The sequence below is a fragment of the Stenotrophomonas sp. 22DLJC03 genome, from assembly GCF_056861405.1.
On the sequence record NZ_JBSPUG010000001.1, the window covers coordinates 883,968 to 897,860 of the forward strand.

The following is a 13,893-nucleotide window of genomic DNA, read 5'->3' on the forward strand; positions in this document are numbered from 1 at the left end:
CAGTTGCACGGCCCGCATGCCCTTTGCCATCCTCCCTGTTGCTTTCCGCCCTTGGAGTTCCGATGCGCGCTGCGTTCTGGCTGGTCCTGGCCCTGCTGCCCACCCTGGCAGTGGCACAGCCCGCGCGCACGACCAAGGGCAACGCCCCCGCGCAGGACCCCTTCAGCGAACTGTTCGATACCGCCTGCATGCAGCACATCGGTGCCCCGGCGCGGCTGCAGTCATTGATGGAATCCAATGGACTGTCGCCATTGCAGCCTGCCGAAGCGGCCACGCTGCTGCAGGGCCAGCCGGGCGTGGCCTGGATGGTACCGCTGGCCAGTGGCCGCTATGCGGTGAGCTGGGCCGACGATGGCACCTGTACGGTATATGCGGAGAAGGCAGATGCGGCGGTGGTGCAGAAGGGCTTCGCACGGTTGATGCTGGCCGCACCGAAGCCATTGCAGGCACGTTCGTTGCCTGGGCGCGGACCGCTGTCGGCCGACCAGGTCGCCATCCAGTACGGCTGGGCCACACCTGGCCAGAGCAGGCTGCAGGTCCGTTTCCGCCTGGTCACGCGGCAGGCACCGGAGGCCGGCGTGCAGGCGATGGCGTCGGCGACCCCGGGTGAGGCGATGCTGGAACAGGCCGCGCCCGGACGCTAGCGCCGGGCCAGGCGCGGGGCCACGCCCGCGATTCAGCTTTTCACCGGGGATGTGGTATATCGTTTATCGATAAACCCACCCCGGGGCGGCGAAGCCACCCCAACACCGGAGGCCGCTTGACCGCTCGTCCCGCCCGCGCCAGATCCGCGCGAGGCTTGTTCACCCTGGCCCAGGCCGCCGTACAGGCCGTCCGGGCAATGTGCTGGCTGGGCATCCTGGCCGCACTGCTGGCCGTGCCGCTGGTTGCCCACGACCGTCGCTGGCTGCTCGACAGCGTCCACGACGCCAATGCTGCCGCCGCGCATGGCAACGACCTGTTCCTGCATTTCTGCCTGGGCCTGGGCGCGATCGTCGCGCTGCTGGTGCTGTGCCTGGTGTTCCTGCGCCACCTGCTGCGGCTGCTGGCATCGGCGGCACGCGAGCGGCCGTTCACCCATGCCAATGCGCAGCGCCTGCAGCGCATGGCGTGGTTGATGCTGGCGATGGAACTGCTGTCGATCCTGATCGGCGCCTACGCCGCATGGATGGGCCCGGACTTCACCTGGATGGAAGTCGGTGGCGGCATGTCGATCACCGGCCTGGTCGCGGTGCTGATGCTGTTCGTGCTGGCGCGCGTGTTCGCGGTGGGTGCGGCGATGCGCGATGACCTGGATGGCCTGATCTGATGGGTATGTACTGATGGCGATCGTCATCACCCTGGACCGCATGCTGCAGGAGCGGGGCATGACCCTGTCCGAGCTGGCCGGGCGCATCGACATCACCCTGGCCAACCTGTCGATCCTGAAGACCGGCAAGGCACGCGCCATCCGCTTTTCCACGCTGGATGCGATATGCCGCGAACTGCAGTGCACACCTGGCGACCTGCTCGGGCATGACCCGGCGCAGGCGCAGGAGGCTGACTGAGTGTTTCCCCTTTTCCCTTACCTACTGACGAAACGGACCTGAAATGGAATGGTTGGCTGACCCCTCGATATGGATGGGCCTTGCAACCCTGGTCGTGCTGGAGATCGTTCTCGGCATCGACAACCTGGTGTTCATCGCGATCCTCGCCGACAAACTGCCGCCGCACCAGCGCGATCGCGCGCGGGTGATCGGCCTGGCCCTGGCCCTGCTGATGCGGCTGGTGCTGCTGGCCGCGCTGGCATGGATCATGAAACTGACCGAGCCGCTGCTCACGCTGTTCGACCACAGCTTCTCCGGGCGTGACCTGATCCTGCTGGGCGGTGGTCTGTTCCTGCTGTTCAAGGGCACGATGGAACTGCACGAACGGCTGGAAGGCCGCGAGCATCACGAAGATGGCAAGAAGGTCTATGCCAGCTTCGCGATGGTGGTGGCGCAGATCGTGGTGCTCGATGCGGTGTTCTCGCTGGACTCGGTGATCACCGCGGTCGGCATGGTCGACAACCTGGGCGTGATGTATGCCGCGGTGACCATCGCGATGGTGCTGATGCTGGTGGCCAGCAAGCCGCTGACCCGCTTCGTCAACAAGCATCCCACGGTGGTGGTGCTGTGCCTGGGCTTCCTGTTGATGATCGGTTTCAGCCTGGTGGCCGAAGGCCTGGGCTACAAGATTCCGAAGGGCTACCTGTACGCGGCCATTGCCTTCTCGATCCTGGTCGAAGCCTTCAACCAGTGGGTGCGTTTCAACCGTGAACGCAATGAGCGCCGCCAGCCGTTCCGCCAGCGTACCGCCGACGCCGTGCTGCGCATGCTCGGCGCGCGCCCGGCCAATGGTCATCACGATGAAGATGCGAGCGAGCAGGTAGATGCCGAAGAGCGGTTGCAGCCGGCCGAGCACGAGATGATCCGCAGCGTGCTGGGCCTGGCCGATCGCCCGGTGTCGAGCGTGATGACCGTGCGTGCCGACGTGCAGTGGATCGACATGGCGCGTGGGCCGGAGGATGTGGTGGCACGCCTGGTGGCGTCGCCGCACACTCGCTTGCTGGTGGGCGATGGCGATCTGGACAGTCTGCGCGGTGTGGTACAGAGCCGCGACCTGCTGGCCGACCTGCTGCAGGGCAAGCCGCTGCAGCTGGAAGCCAACCTGCGCGAGCCGCAGTACGTGCTGTCCAGTGCCAGCGCATTGCAGGCGCTGGAACTGATCCGCCAGCACCCGGTGCCGCTGGCGGTGGCGGTGGACGAGTACGGCAGCGTGGAAGGCCTGGTGACCGCCAACGACCTGCTGGCGGCCATTGCCGGTGACCTGGTCGACACCCAGGACGAGCGCTATGGCGTGGTCGCGCAGGGTGACGATTGCTGGGAGGCCGATGGCGCGCTGACCCTGGACGATCTGCAGCGGCTGACCGGTGTGTCGCTGCCGCGCAGTGACGACTACATGACCATCTCCGGGCTGGTGCTGGAACAGCTGGGCCGCCTTCCGGACGCCGGCGATGCGGTGGAGGTGACCGGTGTACGCGTCACCGTGCTGGCGATGGAGAAGCGCCGCATCACGCGACTGCGGGTGGAGCGTCTCGACGGAATGGCTTGACCTACCTGTTGTTGTAGAGCCGAGCCCATGCTCGGCTGCATGTTGAGAAACCGAGCATGGGCCCGGCTCTACATTCAAAGCAGCGCCGCATGGCCCGGCTCTACACAACACTGCCGGCAACCGTCACCATGGCGGGCCCGTTTTCCTTCCCGGATGGTTGCAGTGCTGAGTACGATCGGTTTGTTGATGGGCCTGTACGTGGCCTGGCGCCTGTTCTGGCCGCTGCGTATGCCCACCGGGCTGAAGGTGGTGCTGTCGCTGCTGCTGGTGGGCGTGGCCGTGCAGCTACGCATTGTTGCTACCTTCTGGGGCACGATGGCCTCGCCGGAAATTCCGAAGCTGTCCATCGCCACGTTGGCCACGGGTTCGACTGCCGTACTGCTGCTGGCGCTGGTCCTGCTGGTGCTGGACGCGGGCCTGCTGGTGTCGCGCATCCTGCGCAGGCCACGTGCTGTATCGGCGTTGCGCGCGCCGAAGCTGCGGCCGGTGGCGGGTGTGCTGGCGCTGCTGGTCAGCGGCTATGGCGTCAGCCAGGGCATGGCCGTACCCGAGCCCCGGCAGATCGAAGTGAGCATCGCCGGACTGCCGGCTTCGTTCGACGGCTATCGCGTGCTCCAGCTGACCGACATCCATGCCAGCCGCCTGTTGACCGGTGACTGGGTGCGCAAGGTCGTGGACGAGAGCAACGCACTGAAGCCGGACCTGATCGTGATCACCGGCGACCTGATCGATGGCAGCGTCCAGGCCCGCCGCGATGACGCGCGCCCGTTGGCTGACCTGCAGGCGCCCGACGGCGTCATCGCCATCACCGGCAACCACGAGTACTACGCGCAATACCAGGAGTGGATGCAGGCGTTCCGCGCGCTGCACATGCAAGTGCTGGAGAACAGCCACCTGCAGGTACGACGCGGTGATGCAGCGCTGACCATCGCCGGCGTCACCGACCCGGTGGCGGCCCGCTATGGCCTGCCTCTGCCGGACCTGGAGGCCGCGCTGGCGGGTGCCGATCCGGCGGCACCCGTGATCCTGCTTGATCATCGCCCGCGCAATGCACGCGAGGCGGCGGCGCGTGGCGTCAAGCTGCAATTGTCCGGACATACCCACGGCGGGCAGATCATCGGTATGGACCAGCTGGTGAAGCGTGCCAACGGTGGCTTTGTCTCCGGCCGCTACGACGTGGATGGGATGACCCTGTACGTGAGCAACGGTGCAGGCCTCTGGGCGGGTTTCCCGGCACGCATCGGCGTGCCATCGGAAATCACCCTGATCACCTTGCGCCGCGCACCGTGATGCAGACCGGGGTCGGATCCCTTTGCCAACGGCAAAGGGATCCGACCCCGGTCTGACCCTGCACGCAGGTGCACCGCGCCATCACCCTGCGCATGACACCCTGCGGCGATGAATGAAATGACGGCGGCGCGGCAGCGCTCGATGTGGGTGGCCGGCCTGTCCACGGTGGTGGAGTGGTACGACTTCACCTTGTATCTGTACTTCGCCACGGTGCTGTCGCGGGTGTTCTTCGGCGGCGGCAAGGAGGCGATGCTGGTGACCCTGGCCGGGTTCGCGGTGTCCTATCTGATGCGTCCACTCGGTGCACTGTGCTTTGGCCACCTGGGCGACCGGCTGGGCCGGCGCTGGATGCTGCTGGCGTCGATGGCCTTGATGGCGGCGGCGATGCTGGCCACCGCACTGCTGCCGACCGCTGCCACGGCAGGTACCACGGCCGGCGTGCTGCTGCTGGTACTACGCTGCGTGATGGCCTTCTCGGTGGGCGGTGAGTACACGGGTGTGGTGGCCTATCTGCTGGAGAGTGCACCGGCACGGCGACGCGGCCTGGTGACCTCGCTCGCTTCGGCGGCCAGTGAAGTTGGGGCGCTGCTGGCAGTGGCGATCTCCGCGCTTACGGTTGCGCTGCTGCCCACCCCGCAGCTGGACAGCTGGGGCTGGCGCATTCCCTTCTTCGTCGGCGCGGCGCTGGCGGTTGTGATCCTGGTCGCGCGCTCGGGCATGCACGAGTCGCCGGAGTTCGAACGCCAGCGTCGCGAGGGCACTATTCCGGCTACGCCGCTTCGCCACGTATTGCGTAACCATCCGCTGGCGGTGGCACGCACCTTCGCGATCTCGGCGCTGGGCTCGATCACCTACTACGTGGGCATCACCTATGTGCCGGCGTTCCTGCATGCACAGGGCCACGACGAGGGCGATGCGTTGTGGCTGTCGACGATTGCGGCAGTCGCGGTCATCGCGATCACGCCATTGTGTGGTGCCTTGTCCGATCACGTAGGACGACGGCCGATGCTGCTGGGCCTGACCCTGCTGGCAGCGCTGCTGCCGCTGTCCCTGTTCGCGTGGATGGCGCAGGCGACGGCGCTGGGCATCGCGCTGGCGGCGGTGTTGCTGGCCTGTGTAGCCGGTGGTGTGAGCGCGGTGGCGGCCCCGGCCACGGCCGAGCAGTTCCCCGGCGAAGGCCGGGTCAGTGGGCTGGCACTGGGGGTGACCATGGCCACCGCATTCTTCGGCGGGGCAACACCCTGGCTGGCGCAATGGTGGGTGGAGCGCAGCGGCTGGGCGGCCGCGCCGGGCGCGATGATCGCGCTGGTGGCGGTGCTGGTGTTGCCAGTGCTGTGGACCCTGCCCGAGACGGTCCCGGGCAGGGCCAAGCGCTAGGCGATCAGACCTTCAGGGTCTGCTCGATGTCGGCCAGTACGGCGGCCGCATCCACGCCGATGGCAATCGACTGCACTACATGGCCGTCCCACACGCTGGGACCAAAGCCCATGCCTTCCGGCTTGGGAATGGTCATCCCACGGGCAACGCCATCGGTGGCCACGCGCACGCTGGCACGTTCGAACTGGAACAGCTCCGGGCGGGTCAGCGCGATGCAGGCGCAGCAGTCATGCACGACCATGCCCTTGTGGCCGGCCTGCAGGTAGAAGTCGACGTAGTCCTGTGACAGCGCACGGACCAGCTCGGCGTCGGCACCGCCGAGGGCGGCCAGCTTGTCCAGGCCGTCGCGGTTCATTTCCACGCGGGTGGTCACGTCCAGGCCGATCGCGGTGACCGGCCAGCTGGCGGTGAACAGCACGTCGGCGGCTTCGGCATCGCCCCAGATGTTGGCCTCGGCGGCCGGGGTGATGTTGCCGTTGACGTGGAAGGCGCCGCCCATGATCACCACGCCGCGCACCAGGCCGGCGATGTCCGGCGCCTGCTGCAGGGCAAGGGCCAGGTTGGTCATGCGGCCGACCGCGACCAGGGTCACTTCGCCCGGATGGGCGCGGACCAGGTCGATGATCAGCTGGTGGGCGGGGCGCGCGTCGGCAGCCACGTCCAGGTCGGCTGGTACCGGGTGGTTGCCCAGGCCGTTGTGGCCGTGGATGTGTACCGGCCAGGCTTCCGGGGTCGCTTCCGGCTGCAGCGGGCCTTCCGCGCCGCGCGCGACCGGGGCGGCAAAGCCCCAGGCCTGCTTCAGGTACAACGCATTGTGGGTGGTCGACTCCACCGAGGCGTTGCCGAAGGTGGTGGTGACGCCGATCAGGTCGATCTGGGCGTGCTTGTGCAGGTACAGCAGGGCCAGGGCGTCGTCGACGCCCGGGTCGGTATCGAAAATGACTTTCAGCATGTTGTTGTTCTTCTTCTTCCGTGTGGTGCAGGGGGGCCGGCGGCCTTGCGGGCAGGCCGGCGCGCCCTACATTGTCCCATCTTCATGACAGGCAGGGCCATTGCCGGGGTGGCAGGCCATAATGCCCCCAGTCCAGGCACGGAGCCGCCGAATGCTGATCGTTGCCCTTCTGCTGGTCCTGCTGGTGCTGGGCCTGAACGTGGTGGCCACCGTGGTGATCGCGCAGCGTGACGGCCTGACGGCGGGCGGCCGGACGGTGCAGTTGCTGCTGGTCTGGCTGCTGCCGCTGGTCGGCGCGATCCTGTGCATGGCGGTGGCCACGGCCGATGGCTCGGGTCGCCGGGGGGATGGCGGCGCAAGCTACGACAGCTCAGGCGGCTATTCCGGTGACAACCACAGCCATCACAGCCACAGCAGCTCCGACTGCAGCAGTGATGGCGGTGGGGGTGACGGCGGCAGCTGCGGTGGTGGCGATTGATGAGACGTCCCAGGGTGTCGGTCAAGGTCACGTCCTGGTAGTGCCGGCCGCTGGCCGGCAACCTCAACAGCTCAGCCGCCGCCTGCGGTCGGCAACGGTGCGGGAACGTTCAACAGGCCCCCTGCCGCCACGTAGGCGGCCAGTGCCTGGCCCTGGCTCAGCAGATGGCGTTCCATGGTGCGCTCGGCAGCCTGTGCGTCGCGGCGGCGGAAGCACTCCATCAACTCACGGTGTTCGGCCAGTGACTGCGCGGTGCGCCCGGGGGTCAGCAGCTGACGGCCGCGATGCATCTTCAGGATGCGGTGCAGATCGTGGGTGATGCGGATCAGCCACGGGTTACCGGCGTAATGCTGCACGGTTTCGTGGATCAGGTAGTTGTTGCGGTAGTACTCGGCGATGTTGCCCTCGGCTGCTGCGGTTTCCATCGCCGCATGCAGGTCTTCCAGCTGCTGCACGCCGGCGTCGTCGATGTGCTTGACCGCCTCATGCGCGCAGCGGCCTTCCAGCATCGCCATCACCGGGAACAGCTGGTTGAGGTCTTCCAACGTCAAACGGGTGACCCGGCTGCCACGACCGGCATCGATCTGCACCAGGCCTTCGGCTGCCAGCAGCTTCAGCGCCTCGCGCAGCGGTGTGCGGCTGATGCCCAGTTCTTCGCACAGCGCGGGCTCGTCGATCCACTCGCCCGGCGGCAGCCGGTAGTCGTAGATGCGTTCGCGCACGTGTTCGGCCACCTCTTCATACAGAGGCGCGCGCTTCTTCGGTGAACGTGGGGCAGGGGCAATAGCCATGCGCAGAGTGTAACGCCAGGTCGTACCGACCAGCGGTCGGCACGACCGGATGGCGTTTACATCCAGCCCGGTACCACGAACACCAGCCAGGCCAGCAACGGCCCCAGCGCCACCACCAGGCCGCTGTAGACCAGGAAGCGGCGGAACAGGGTCTCGCGCTCTTCCTTCGCGGCCGAAGCCACCACCAGCGCACCATTGGTCGAGAACGGGCTGACATCGACGATGGTGGATGACACCGCCAGCGCACAGATCACGCCGGCGGCGCTGAGATGGCCCTGCATCAGGAACGGCACCGCCAATGGAATCGTCGCGCCGAGTACCGCCGCCGACGAGGCGAATGCGGAGACGATGCCGCCGACGTAGCAGACCAGCAGTGCGCCCAGCAGCGGGATGCCGATGTCGGAGACACCATTGCCGATGAAGTCCACAGCGCCAGCATGTTCCAGCACGCCGATGTAGGTCACCACGCCACAGATCAGCAGTACGGTGGACCAGCTGATGCCATCGACTGCGCCTTTCTGGCTCTGCGGCGAAAGCAGTGCCAGCACCACCGCCACAGTGATCGACACCAGACCTACGTTGAGGTTGTAGATCAGCGCGGCCACGCCCAGGCCGAGCAGGCCGATCAGGGTGAACAACCGTTCGCGGGTCAGGCTCACCGCATCCAGTGCCGCCGGATCATTGCTGAGCGTGCCGCCGCCTGCTGCGACCAGCGCGCCGTGGCCTTCGATCGCGAACTGGCGCGAAGATGCCTGCGGGCCACCGGCCATCGCCAGCTCCGCGTTGCCGACTGTTCCCGCCGCGGTGATCGAACCACGACGCAGCAGGGCGATGCCACCGAAGGCGAAGAAGCAGATCGTCGCCATCATGAAGTTGAAGCCCAGGCTGGTCAGGAACACCGCCATCTCGGTCACCTCCAGCCCGGCCTTCTGCACCACGCCGTTGGTGATGCTGCCATACACGCTGATCGGCGAGAAGCCGCCCGCCTGTGCGCCGTGGATGACCAGCAGGCCCATCATCAGCGGGTTGATGTTGTACTGCTTTGCGAAGCGCAGCGCGACCGGGCCGATGATCGCCACCGCTGCCGGGCCCAGCGCACCGAAGGCGGTCAGCACCGCAGTGATCACGAACATCACCCACGGAATGGCCACGATATGGCCGCGCACGGCTTTCACTGCCCAGTGCACCAGCAGGTCGATGGTGCCGTTCTTCTGCGCGATGGCGAACAGGTAGGTGATGCCGACCAGGGTCAGGAACAGATCGCCGGGGAAGCCGGCCAGGACTTCCTTGCCCCCCATGTCGACCCACAGCCCGCCGATGATGAAGGCCAGCGCGAAGGCGACGGCGCCCATGTTGATCGGCATCGCAGTGGCAACGATGAACATGATCACCAGACCGATGATCGTTGCGATTTGTGGACTCATGCGCCCTCCCAGACACGTGGCTCACGTACAGCGCGGATGGAGACCCGCCATCCCGGGGTAAGGCGACGTACTGCGTGTTGCGTGATACGTACTGCTCGAACCCGTTACTGCAGCCGCTCCAGCGCGCTGTGGACCCATGCCGCCGCGCCTTCAAGGCTGTGGAACTCTTCCACTGCGCGCACCTCGCAGCACGGATAGGCCGGCGCGATCATGCGTGCCAATGCGTTGCCCGGGCCCAGCTGCAGGAACACCCGCGCGCCGCGCTCGAAGGCCTGGCGCATCACCTGCGCCCATTCGATGGTCTGTGCCAGCTGCGCCGACAACGTGTGGACCATAGTGGCGTGATCACGCACCGGGCGCGCATCGATGCCGGCCAGAAGAGGTAGGCGTGGCGCCTGCAGTGACGCTGCTTCCAGTGCGGCGGCAAACGGTGCCACTGCGCCAGCCAGCAGCGGCGTGTGCGCGGGCACATGGACCGGCAGCGGACGGATCTCGGCACCGTGCGACTGCGCGTCCTCCGCCAATGCGTGCAGCGACCGCCATGCGCCGCCTACGATGAAGTGGTCGTGGCCGTTGGCGATCGCGATGAAGGCGCCATGCGCATCGCACAACCGCTGCGTGGCAATGCGGTCAACTCCCAGGACCGCTTGGAGCCCAGCATCGTCGGGGCTGGCGGCATCCATCAGGTGCGCACGCTGCGCGGACAATGCCAGGCAGGTGGCTGCATCGATGCTTCCAGCGATGGCGTGGGCGGCCAGTTCGCCGATGCTGTAGCCCGCGATCACTGTCGGCGTTGGCAACACCTCGCGCAGGCCCTGCCAGTGCGCCAGGCTTGCCGCGCACAGCAGGGGCTGCGCCTGCACATTGTCGAAGCGGTCGTCGGCCGTCGCGGCGGCGAATACATCGCGGCCCAGCAGTTCGCTGGTGGCATCGAGCACCGGCCGTGCGGCAGCAAGGTCGCGCACGCGATCGAACATCGCCGGATGCTGTGCGCCTTGTCCGGGGCAGAGCAGGGCAAGGCTCATGCGCGCTCCTGGTGCAGCAGGAACACGCTGCATGCCAACAGATCGGCGCTGCCGCCCGGGCTCAGCCGACGCGCAACGAAGGCGGCAGCGACGAGCTTCAGGCGTGCGCGCCAGTCCGGTGCAAAGGCACCGCCGGTAGCAAGGAAATCCTGCGCCTGCTGCTGTGCCCAACGCAGGCCTTCAGCACCACCGCGATGCAGCAGGTTGAGGTCGTCGGTGTGGGCGACCAGCTGCATCAGCGTGTGGCACATCGCGGCCTCACGCGTCAGGCCACTGGCCAGCGCATCGCGCAGGCTGGGCAACGCCACCTCGCGCAACAGCGGGTAACCGGCGGCGGCCTGCTCGCGCACGCCCGGCACCTTGTGCAGGGCGCGCGCACGCTGGCCAGGACTGGCTGCATCCAGCGGGGCGTTTGCGAAATCCGCAGCCCAACGGCGTACCTCCAGGCAGACCTGCTCACCGGTGGCGGCATGGCCCAGGCGGAAGCGACAGGCAGCGGCGGTCGCCACCAGCAGGCCGAGGCTGAAGATCGCACCGCGATGGGTGTTGACGCCCGAGGTGGCACGCAGCATCGCTGCTTCGGCCGCGATACCGTGCTGGCGCAACGCATCGAACGGGGATTCCGTAGCGCCGGCGCGGGCCACGGCGGTGAAATAGTGGCGCAGCGCAAACAGGCTGCGCAGGAACGTGCCGGCATCCATGTCGTGGTGGCTGCCGCGATCGAACGGTGTGACCAGTCCCGGCTTCGGTGCCAAGGCCAGTTCTGCATGCAGGCTGGCAACGGCGAGACGCCCCAGGCGCGCGCAGTCCACGGCCGTTGCTGGCCGGACAGTCGGCTGCGCAACGGCGTTCATGCGCTCACCCCGGCGGAGGCGAACACGGACTCGCGCAGTTCCAGTGCGGCGCCTTCCGGGCGCTTGACCAGTACCTCGCGGCTGCGTCCCGCGTACTCCCGCCAGTTCACGGCGGCACCGTCGGCCAGGCACAGCTCGCCATCGACCCGGCGACCGTATCCGGCTTCCCATGCCTGCAGCTTTGCAGCCAGGGCATCGGCCTGCGCGGTGGTGTCGATCCGCCACAGCAGATCGATGTCCGAGCGCGCGTGCACATAGTGCAGTCCAGTGAGGTACTGCCAGGCAAACGCTCCGAACACGCGTGCTGCTGCGATGTCCTGCAACGCCAGCAGGGGACGCTGCCAGTCCGGTGCAAGGTCGCTTTCCAGCACGGCCTGCAGCGTCGGTGGCGGCGCGGTGCGCAGCACATCGCGTGCCGGCACGCGCAGGGCGAGGCGCAGCTTGCCCTCCATCGGGGGCAGCGGCACGCCGAGGCGCAGGCGTGGGTCGGCATCGTCCGCGGCACGACGCGCAACGATGGCCGGCAGACCCTGCGCAAACCAGTTGGCCAGGCGCGGCTCATGCGCAGCGATGTCCGCCTGCCAGCCGGCGCGCGCCGACAACCAGACCAGCGTATGGCGGGGCAGCCGCTCAGGCATCGCCCTGGCTCACGGCTGCCGCCACGCTTGCGGATAGTGTGCGCCCACCACGTTCAGCACCCCGCGCGGCGCGGCAGTCGCCTTCGGCGGGCGTGCGCAGAGCCTGAAGCAGGTGCGTGGCCAGATCGCCATCCCACAGCGATTCCACCGCACCCATTGCCACGTAGTTCTCCACACCCGGCGCGAACACCGGCGAGCTCTGGCTGAGTGCCTGAAGTTTCTCCAGCGGCTGCTTGGTCACCCTTGCCATCGCGCGCAGGTCCATTACCCGCACCTGCGCATCGGGCAGGGCGTGGATGTGGTCGGCCATCAAGCCGAACGACAGGAAGCCGCCGCTGACCGACTCGCCATAGACCAGGGTCACCAGCCGCGCACCGCGTCGGCGAGCCAGATCCAGCGTCTGCGCCAGGTGCGCGAAGTAACCGTTGATGCCAAGCAGTTCGTCACGGCGCGCCAGGCGCTGGCCGGCGGTGTCGACCAGCATCACGATCGGTTGTTGCGGATGCGCGGCGGTGCTGGCCAGCACGGTTTCGGCCAGCGCCATTGCGTGGTCCACGCCCACTTCAAGCTTGTCGGCGGTGCCGATCACGGTCACGTCGCCGTCGTCGGTGGTGGCGCTGCCGGTCAGTACCGAATCGTTCACCGTAATGGCGTGGCCGCGCGGGAACAGGGCATCGAGCAGCGCGTGCAGCGGAAGGCTCATGGCAGGCTCCGATCGGCGGTGGCGGCGAGGAAGGCATCGGTATCCAGCAGCGGCAGCCGCTCGGGTTCGGCGATGCCCTGGAGAGACCAGATCTCAAGTCCATCGCGGCATCCGCCCCACGCCTGCACGCGTGCCTTCAACGCGACATGGCGGGCCTGCAGCGCACTCAATGCCGCATCGGCATCGGTGCTGGCCGTGTCCGGCTGTAGTGCATCGAATGCTGCCTGCGCGAACGCCTCGATGGCATCGGGCACCAGTACCTGCGCCTGGTCGATCAGGTAGCGGTGCTTGCCACCGGTCACCCGCCAGACCAGTGCGCGGTCGCGGGAATCGAATTCTTCCACGCCGCGAACCGTCTCGATCACCTCCGGCCCGGACAGCGACAGCCGGCCTTCCTCCGACATGATCACGGTGCTGCAGCAGCGGGCGACGATGCCCATGCCACCGAACGCGCCGTTGCCGCTGCCGATCAGTGCTACCACCGGCACGCCTGCAGCGCGCGCATCCAGCGTGGCGCGCATGATCTCGGAAATGGCAATCAATCCCGCATTGGCTTCGTGCAGGCGCACGCCGCCGGTATCGAGCAGCAGCAGTACGCCTTCGGGCCGGGTCGCGGCTGCGCGGCGCAGCAGGCCAGAGAGCTTGGCACCGTGTACTTCACCGACGCCGCCGCCCATGAACTGGCCCTGCTGTGCGGCAAGCAGCACGCGCCGGCCACGCAGGGTGGCTTCACCCACAACGATGCCGTCGTCGAACGCCGCCGGTTGGTCCAGCTGCGCCAGATGCGGGCTCATCATCCGTCGCGCAGGGCCCAGGAATTCCTGGAACGTTCCGGCATCGACCAGGCCGGCGAGACGCTCGCGGGCGTCGGCTTCGTAGTAGCTGTGGCGCTGTACGCGGTTCATGGCGTGCCTCCGGCCAGCAGCGTTTCCACTGCCTGGTCAAGGCGCAGGCTGACCACCGCCGGGGTTGCGCCGGCATCGTTGATCGAGATGCGCACATCGCGCAGCGGATGGCGTCGCGCGAAGTCGGTGATCACCGCTTGCCACACGCTGCCGAAGCCCTGCGCGGAGGTGATGATGCGCACCGTCATCGCGCCGTCCAGTGCGGCCGGCTCCAGCAGGATTTCCAGGTTGCCCGATGCCAGCACGCCGACCAGCACCGCATCGGTGGGGAAGTGTGCAGGCGTCGTGCCGTCGAATTGATAGTCAAGGGTTTCCATGCTCTGT

General features: G+C 67.5%; 16 protein-coding genes. 7 read left to right on the forward strand and 9 right to left on the reverse strand.

Annotated elements, in window-relative coordinates:
* Nucleotides 1-62 precede the first annotated feature (62 nt).
* The 6 genes from AC13GA_RS04125 to AC13GA_RS04150 all read left to right on the forward strand — a co-directional run bounded on the left by AC13GA_RS04125 (nt 63) and on the right by AC13GA_RS04150 (nt 5,799).
* A complete protein-coding gene (locus tag AC13GA_RS04125) occupies nt 63-644 on the forward strand; it encodes an NMCC_0638 family (lipo)protein (protein ID WP_482997576.1) in 582 nt (193 codons plus the stop codon).
* A 197-nt stretch (nt 645-841) separates the two neighbouring features.
* Entirely contained in the window at nt 842-1,309 is a 468-nt protein-coding gene (locus AC13GA_RS04130) for a DUF2975 domain-containing protein (RefSeq protein WP_032969209.1), read from the forward strand.
* Nucleotides 1,310-1,322: 13 nt separating this feature from the next.
* Complete coding sequence (locus tag AC13GA_RS04135) at nt 1,323-1,547, forward strand: helix-turn-helix domain-containing protein (protein WP_032127628.1); 225 nt, start codon at nt 1,323-1,325, stop codon at nt 1,545-1,547.
* Between the two features lie 43 nt (nt 1,548-1,590).
* Nucleotides 1,591-3,132, forward strand: coding sequence for a TerC family protein (locus tag AC13GA_RS04140; protein WP_482997577.1), 1,542 nt, complete (start codon nt 1,591-1,593; stop codon nt 3,130-3,132).
* Between the two features lie 153 nt (nt 3,133-3,285).
* Nucleotides 3,286-4,422: a metallophosphoesterase gene (locus AC13GA_RS04145; protein WP_482997578.1), complete on the forward strand. Its 1,137-nt coding sequence runs from the start codon at nt 3,286-3,288 to the stop codon at nt 4,420-4,422.
* A 117-nt stretch (nt 4,423-4,539) separates the two neighbouring features.
* Complete coding sequence (locus AC13GA_RS04150; protein ID WP_482997697.1) at nt 4,540-5,799, forward strand: MFS transporter; 1,260 nt, start codon at nt 4,540-4,542, stop codon at nt 5,797-5,799.
* 4 nt (nt 5,800-5,803) lie between these two features.
* Here the strand turns inward: AC13GA_RS04150 and AC13GA_RS04155 are convergent, their stop codons facing one another.
* Nucleotides 5,804-6,751, reverse strand: coding sequence for a nucleoside hydrolase (locus tag AC13GA_RS04155; protein ID WP_482997579.1), 948 nt, complete (start codon nt 6,749-6,751; stop codon nt 5,804-5,806).
* A 151-nt stretch (nt 6,752-6,902) separates the two neighbouring features.
* On the opposite strand from AC13GA_RS04155, the gene AC13GA_RS04160 reads away from it, so the two are divergent.
* A complete protein-coding gene (locus AC13GA_RS04160; RefSeq protein ID WP_482997580.1) occupies nt 6,903-7,229 on the forward strand; it encodes a hypothetical protein in 327 nt (108 codons plus the stop codon).
* Between the two features lie 71 nt (nt 7,230-7,300).
* Here AC13GA_RS04160 and AC13GA_RS04165 read toward each other — a convergent pair whose 3' ends face one another.
* The 8 genes from AC13GA_RS04165 to mdcC form a co-directional block, all read right to left on the reverse strand.
* Nucleotides 7,301-8,020 carry a GntR family transcriptional regulator gene (locus AC13GA_RS04165; RefSeq protein WP_046985729.1) on the reverse strand — a complete coding sequence of 240 codons (720 nt, stop codon included), beginning with the start codon at nt 8,018-8,020 and terminating at the stop codon, nt 7,301-7,303.
* Between the two features lie 56 nt (nt 8,021-8,076).
* Nucleotides 8,077-9,444 carry an SLC13 family permease gene (locus AC13GA_RS04170; RefSeq protein WP_046985730.1) on the reverse strand — a complete coding sequence of 456 codons (1,368 nt, stop codon included), beginning with the start codon at nt 9,442-9,444 and terminating at the stop codon, nt 8,077-8,079.
* Between the two features lie 104 nt (nt 9,445-9,548).
* Complete coding sequence (gene mdcH / locus AC13GA_RS04175; RefSeq protein ID WP_428709249.1) at nt 9,549-10,469, reverse strand: malonate decarboxylase subunit epsilon; 921 nt, start codon at nt 10,467-10,469, stop codon at nt 9,549-9,551.
* Complete coding sequence (gene mdcB / locus AC13GA_RS04180) at nt 10,466-11,323, reverse strand: triphosphoribosyl-dephospho-CoA synthase MdcB (RefSeq protein WP_482997581.1); 858 nt, start codon at nt 11,321-11,323, stop codon at nt 10,466-10,468. Before mdcB ends, mdcH begins: the two co-directional genes overlap by 4 nt.
* On the reverse strand, nt 11,320-11,961 hold the full coding sequence (mdcG, locus tag AC13GA_RS04185; protein ID WP_253078432.1) for a malonate decarboxylase holo-[acyl-carrier-protein] synthase: 642 nt from the start codon (nt 11,959-11,961) through the stop codon (nt 11,320-11,322). The genes mdcB and mdcG overlap by 4 nt, the downstream gene beginning before the upstream one ends.
* The gene (gene mdcE, locus AC13GA_RS04190; protein ID WP_482997582.1) at nt 11,954-12,664 is read right to left on the reverse strand and encodes a biotin-independent malonate decarboxylase subunit gamma; all 711 of its coding nucleotides are present in this window, start codon (nt 12,662-12,664) and stop codon (nt 11,954-11,956) included. Before mdcE ends, mdcG begins: the two co-directional genes overlap by 8 nt.
* Entirely contained in the window at nt 12,661-13,569 is a 909-nt protein-coding gene (locus tag AC13GA_RS04195) for a biotin-independent malonate decarboxylase subunit beta (RefSeq protein ID WP_482997583.1), read from the reverse strand. The genes mdcE and AC13GA_RS04195 overlap by 4 nt, the downstream gene beginning before the upstream one ends.
* Nucleotides 13,566-13,886, reverse strand: a complete 321-nt coding sequence (gene mdcC, locus AC13GA_RS04200; RefSeq protein ID WP_046988478.1) for a malonate decarboxylase acyl carrier protein — start codon at nt 13,884-13,886, stop codon at nt 13,566-13,568. Before mdcC ends, AC13GA_RS04195 begins: the two co-directional genes overlap by 4 nt.
* Nucleotides 13,887-13,893 lie beyond the last annotated feature (7 nt).

What these genes read in the sequence shown, in the direction of transcription:
- AC13GA_RS04135 (WP_032127628.1), top strand. Translation starts at nt 1,323, where the DNA reads ATGGCGATCGTCATCACCCTGGACCGCATGCTGCAGGAGCGGGGCATG.
- mdcC (WP_046988478.1), bottom strand. Translation starts at nt 13,886, where the DNA reads ATGGAAACCCTTGACTATCAATTCGACGGCACGACGCCTGCACACTTC.
- AC13GA_RS04170 (WP_046985730.1), bottom strand. Translation starts at nt 9,444, where the DNA reads ATGAGTCCACAAATCGCAACGATCATCGGTCTGGTGATCATGTTCATC.
- AC13GA_RS04145 (WP_482997578.1), top strand. Translation starts at nt 3,286, where the DNA reads ATGGTTGCAGTGCTGAGTACGATCGGTTTGTTGATGGGCCTGTACGTG.
- AC13GA_RS04195 (WP_482997583.1), bottom strand. Translation starts at nt 13,569, where the DNA reads ATGAACCGCGTACAGCGCCACAGCTACTACGAAGCCGACGCCCGCGAG.
- AC13GA_RS04150 (WP_482997697.1), top strand. Translation starts at nt 4,540, where the DNA reads ATGACGGCGGCGCGGCAGCGCTCGATGTGGGTGGCCGGCCTGTCCACG.
- mdcG (WP_253078432.1), bottom strand. Translation starts at nt 11,961, where the DNA reads ATGCCTGAGCGGCTGCCCCGCCATACGCTGGTCTGGTTGTCGGCGCGC.
- AC13GA_RS04140 (WP_482997577.1), top strand. Translation starts at nt 1,591, where the DNA reads ATGGAATGGTTGGCTGACCCCTCGATATGGATGGGCCTTGCAACCCTG.
- mdcH (WP_428709249.1), bottom strand. Translation starts at nt 10,469, where the DNA reads ATGAGCCTTGCCCTGCTCTGCCCCGGACAAGGCGCACAGCATCCGGCG.
- AC13GA_RS04155 (WP_482997579.1), bottom strand. Translation starts at nt 6,751, where the DNA reads ATGCTGAAAGTCATTTTCGATACCGACCCGGGCGTCGACGACGCCCTG.
- AC13GA_RS04160 (WP_482997580.1), top strand. Translation starts at nt 6,903, where the DNA reads ATGCTGATCGTTGCCCTTCTGCTGGTCCTGCTGGTGCTGGGCCTGAAC.
- AC13GA_RS04165 (WP_046985729.1), bottom strand. Translation starts at nt 8,020, where the DNA reads ATGGCTATTGCCCCTGCCCCACGTTCACCGAAGAAGCGCGCGCCTCTG.
- AC13GA_RS04130 (WP_032969209.1), top strand. Translation starts at nt 842, where the DNA reads ATGTGCTGGCTGGGCATCCTGGCCGCACTGCTGGCCGTGCCGCTGGTT.
- AC13GA_RS04125 (WP_482997576.1), top strand. Translation starts at nt 63, where the DNA reads ATGCGCGCTGCGTTCTGGCTGGTCCTGGCCCTGCTGCCCACCCTGGCA.
- mdcE (WP_482997582.1), bottom strand. Translation starts at nt 12,664, where the DNA reads ATGAGCCTTCCGCTGCACGCGCTGCTCGATGCCCTGTTCCCGCGCGGC.
- mdcB (WP_482997581.1), bottom strand. Translation starts at nt 11,323, where the DNA reads ATGAACGCCGTTGCGCAGCCGACTGTCCGGCCAGCAACGGCCGTGGAC.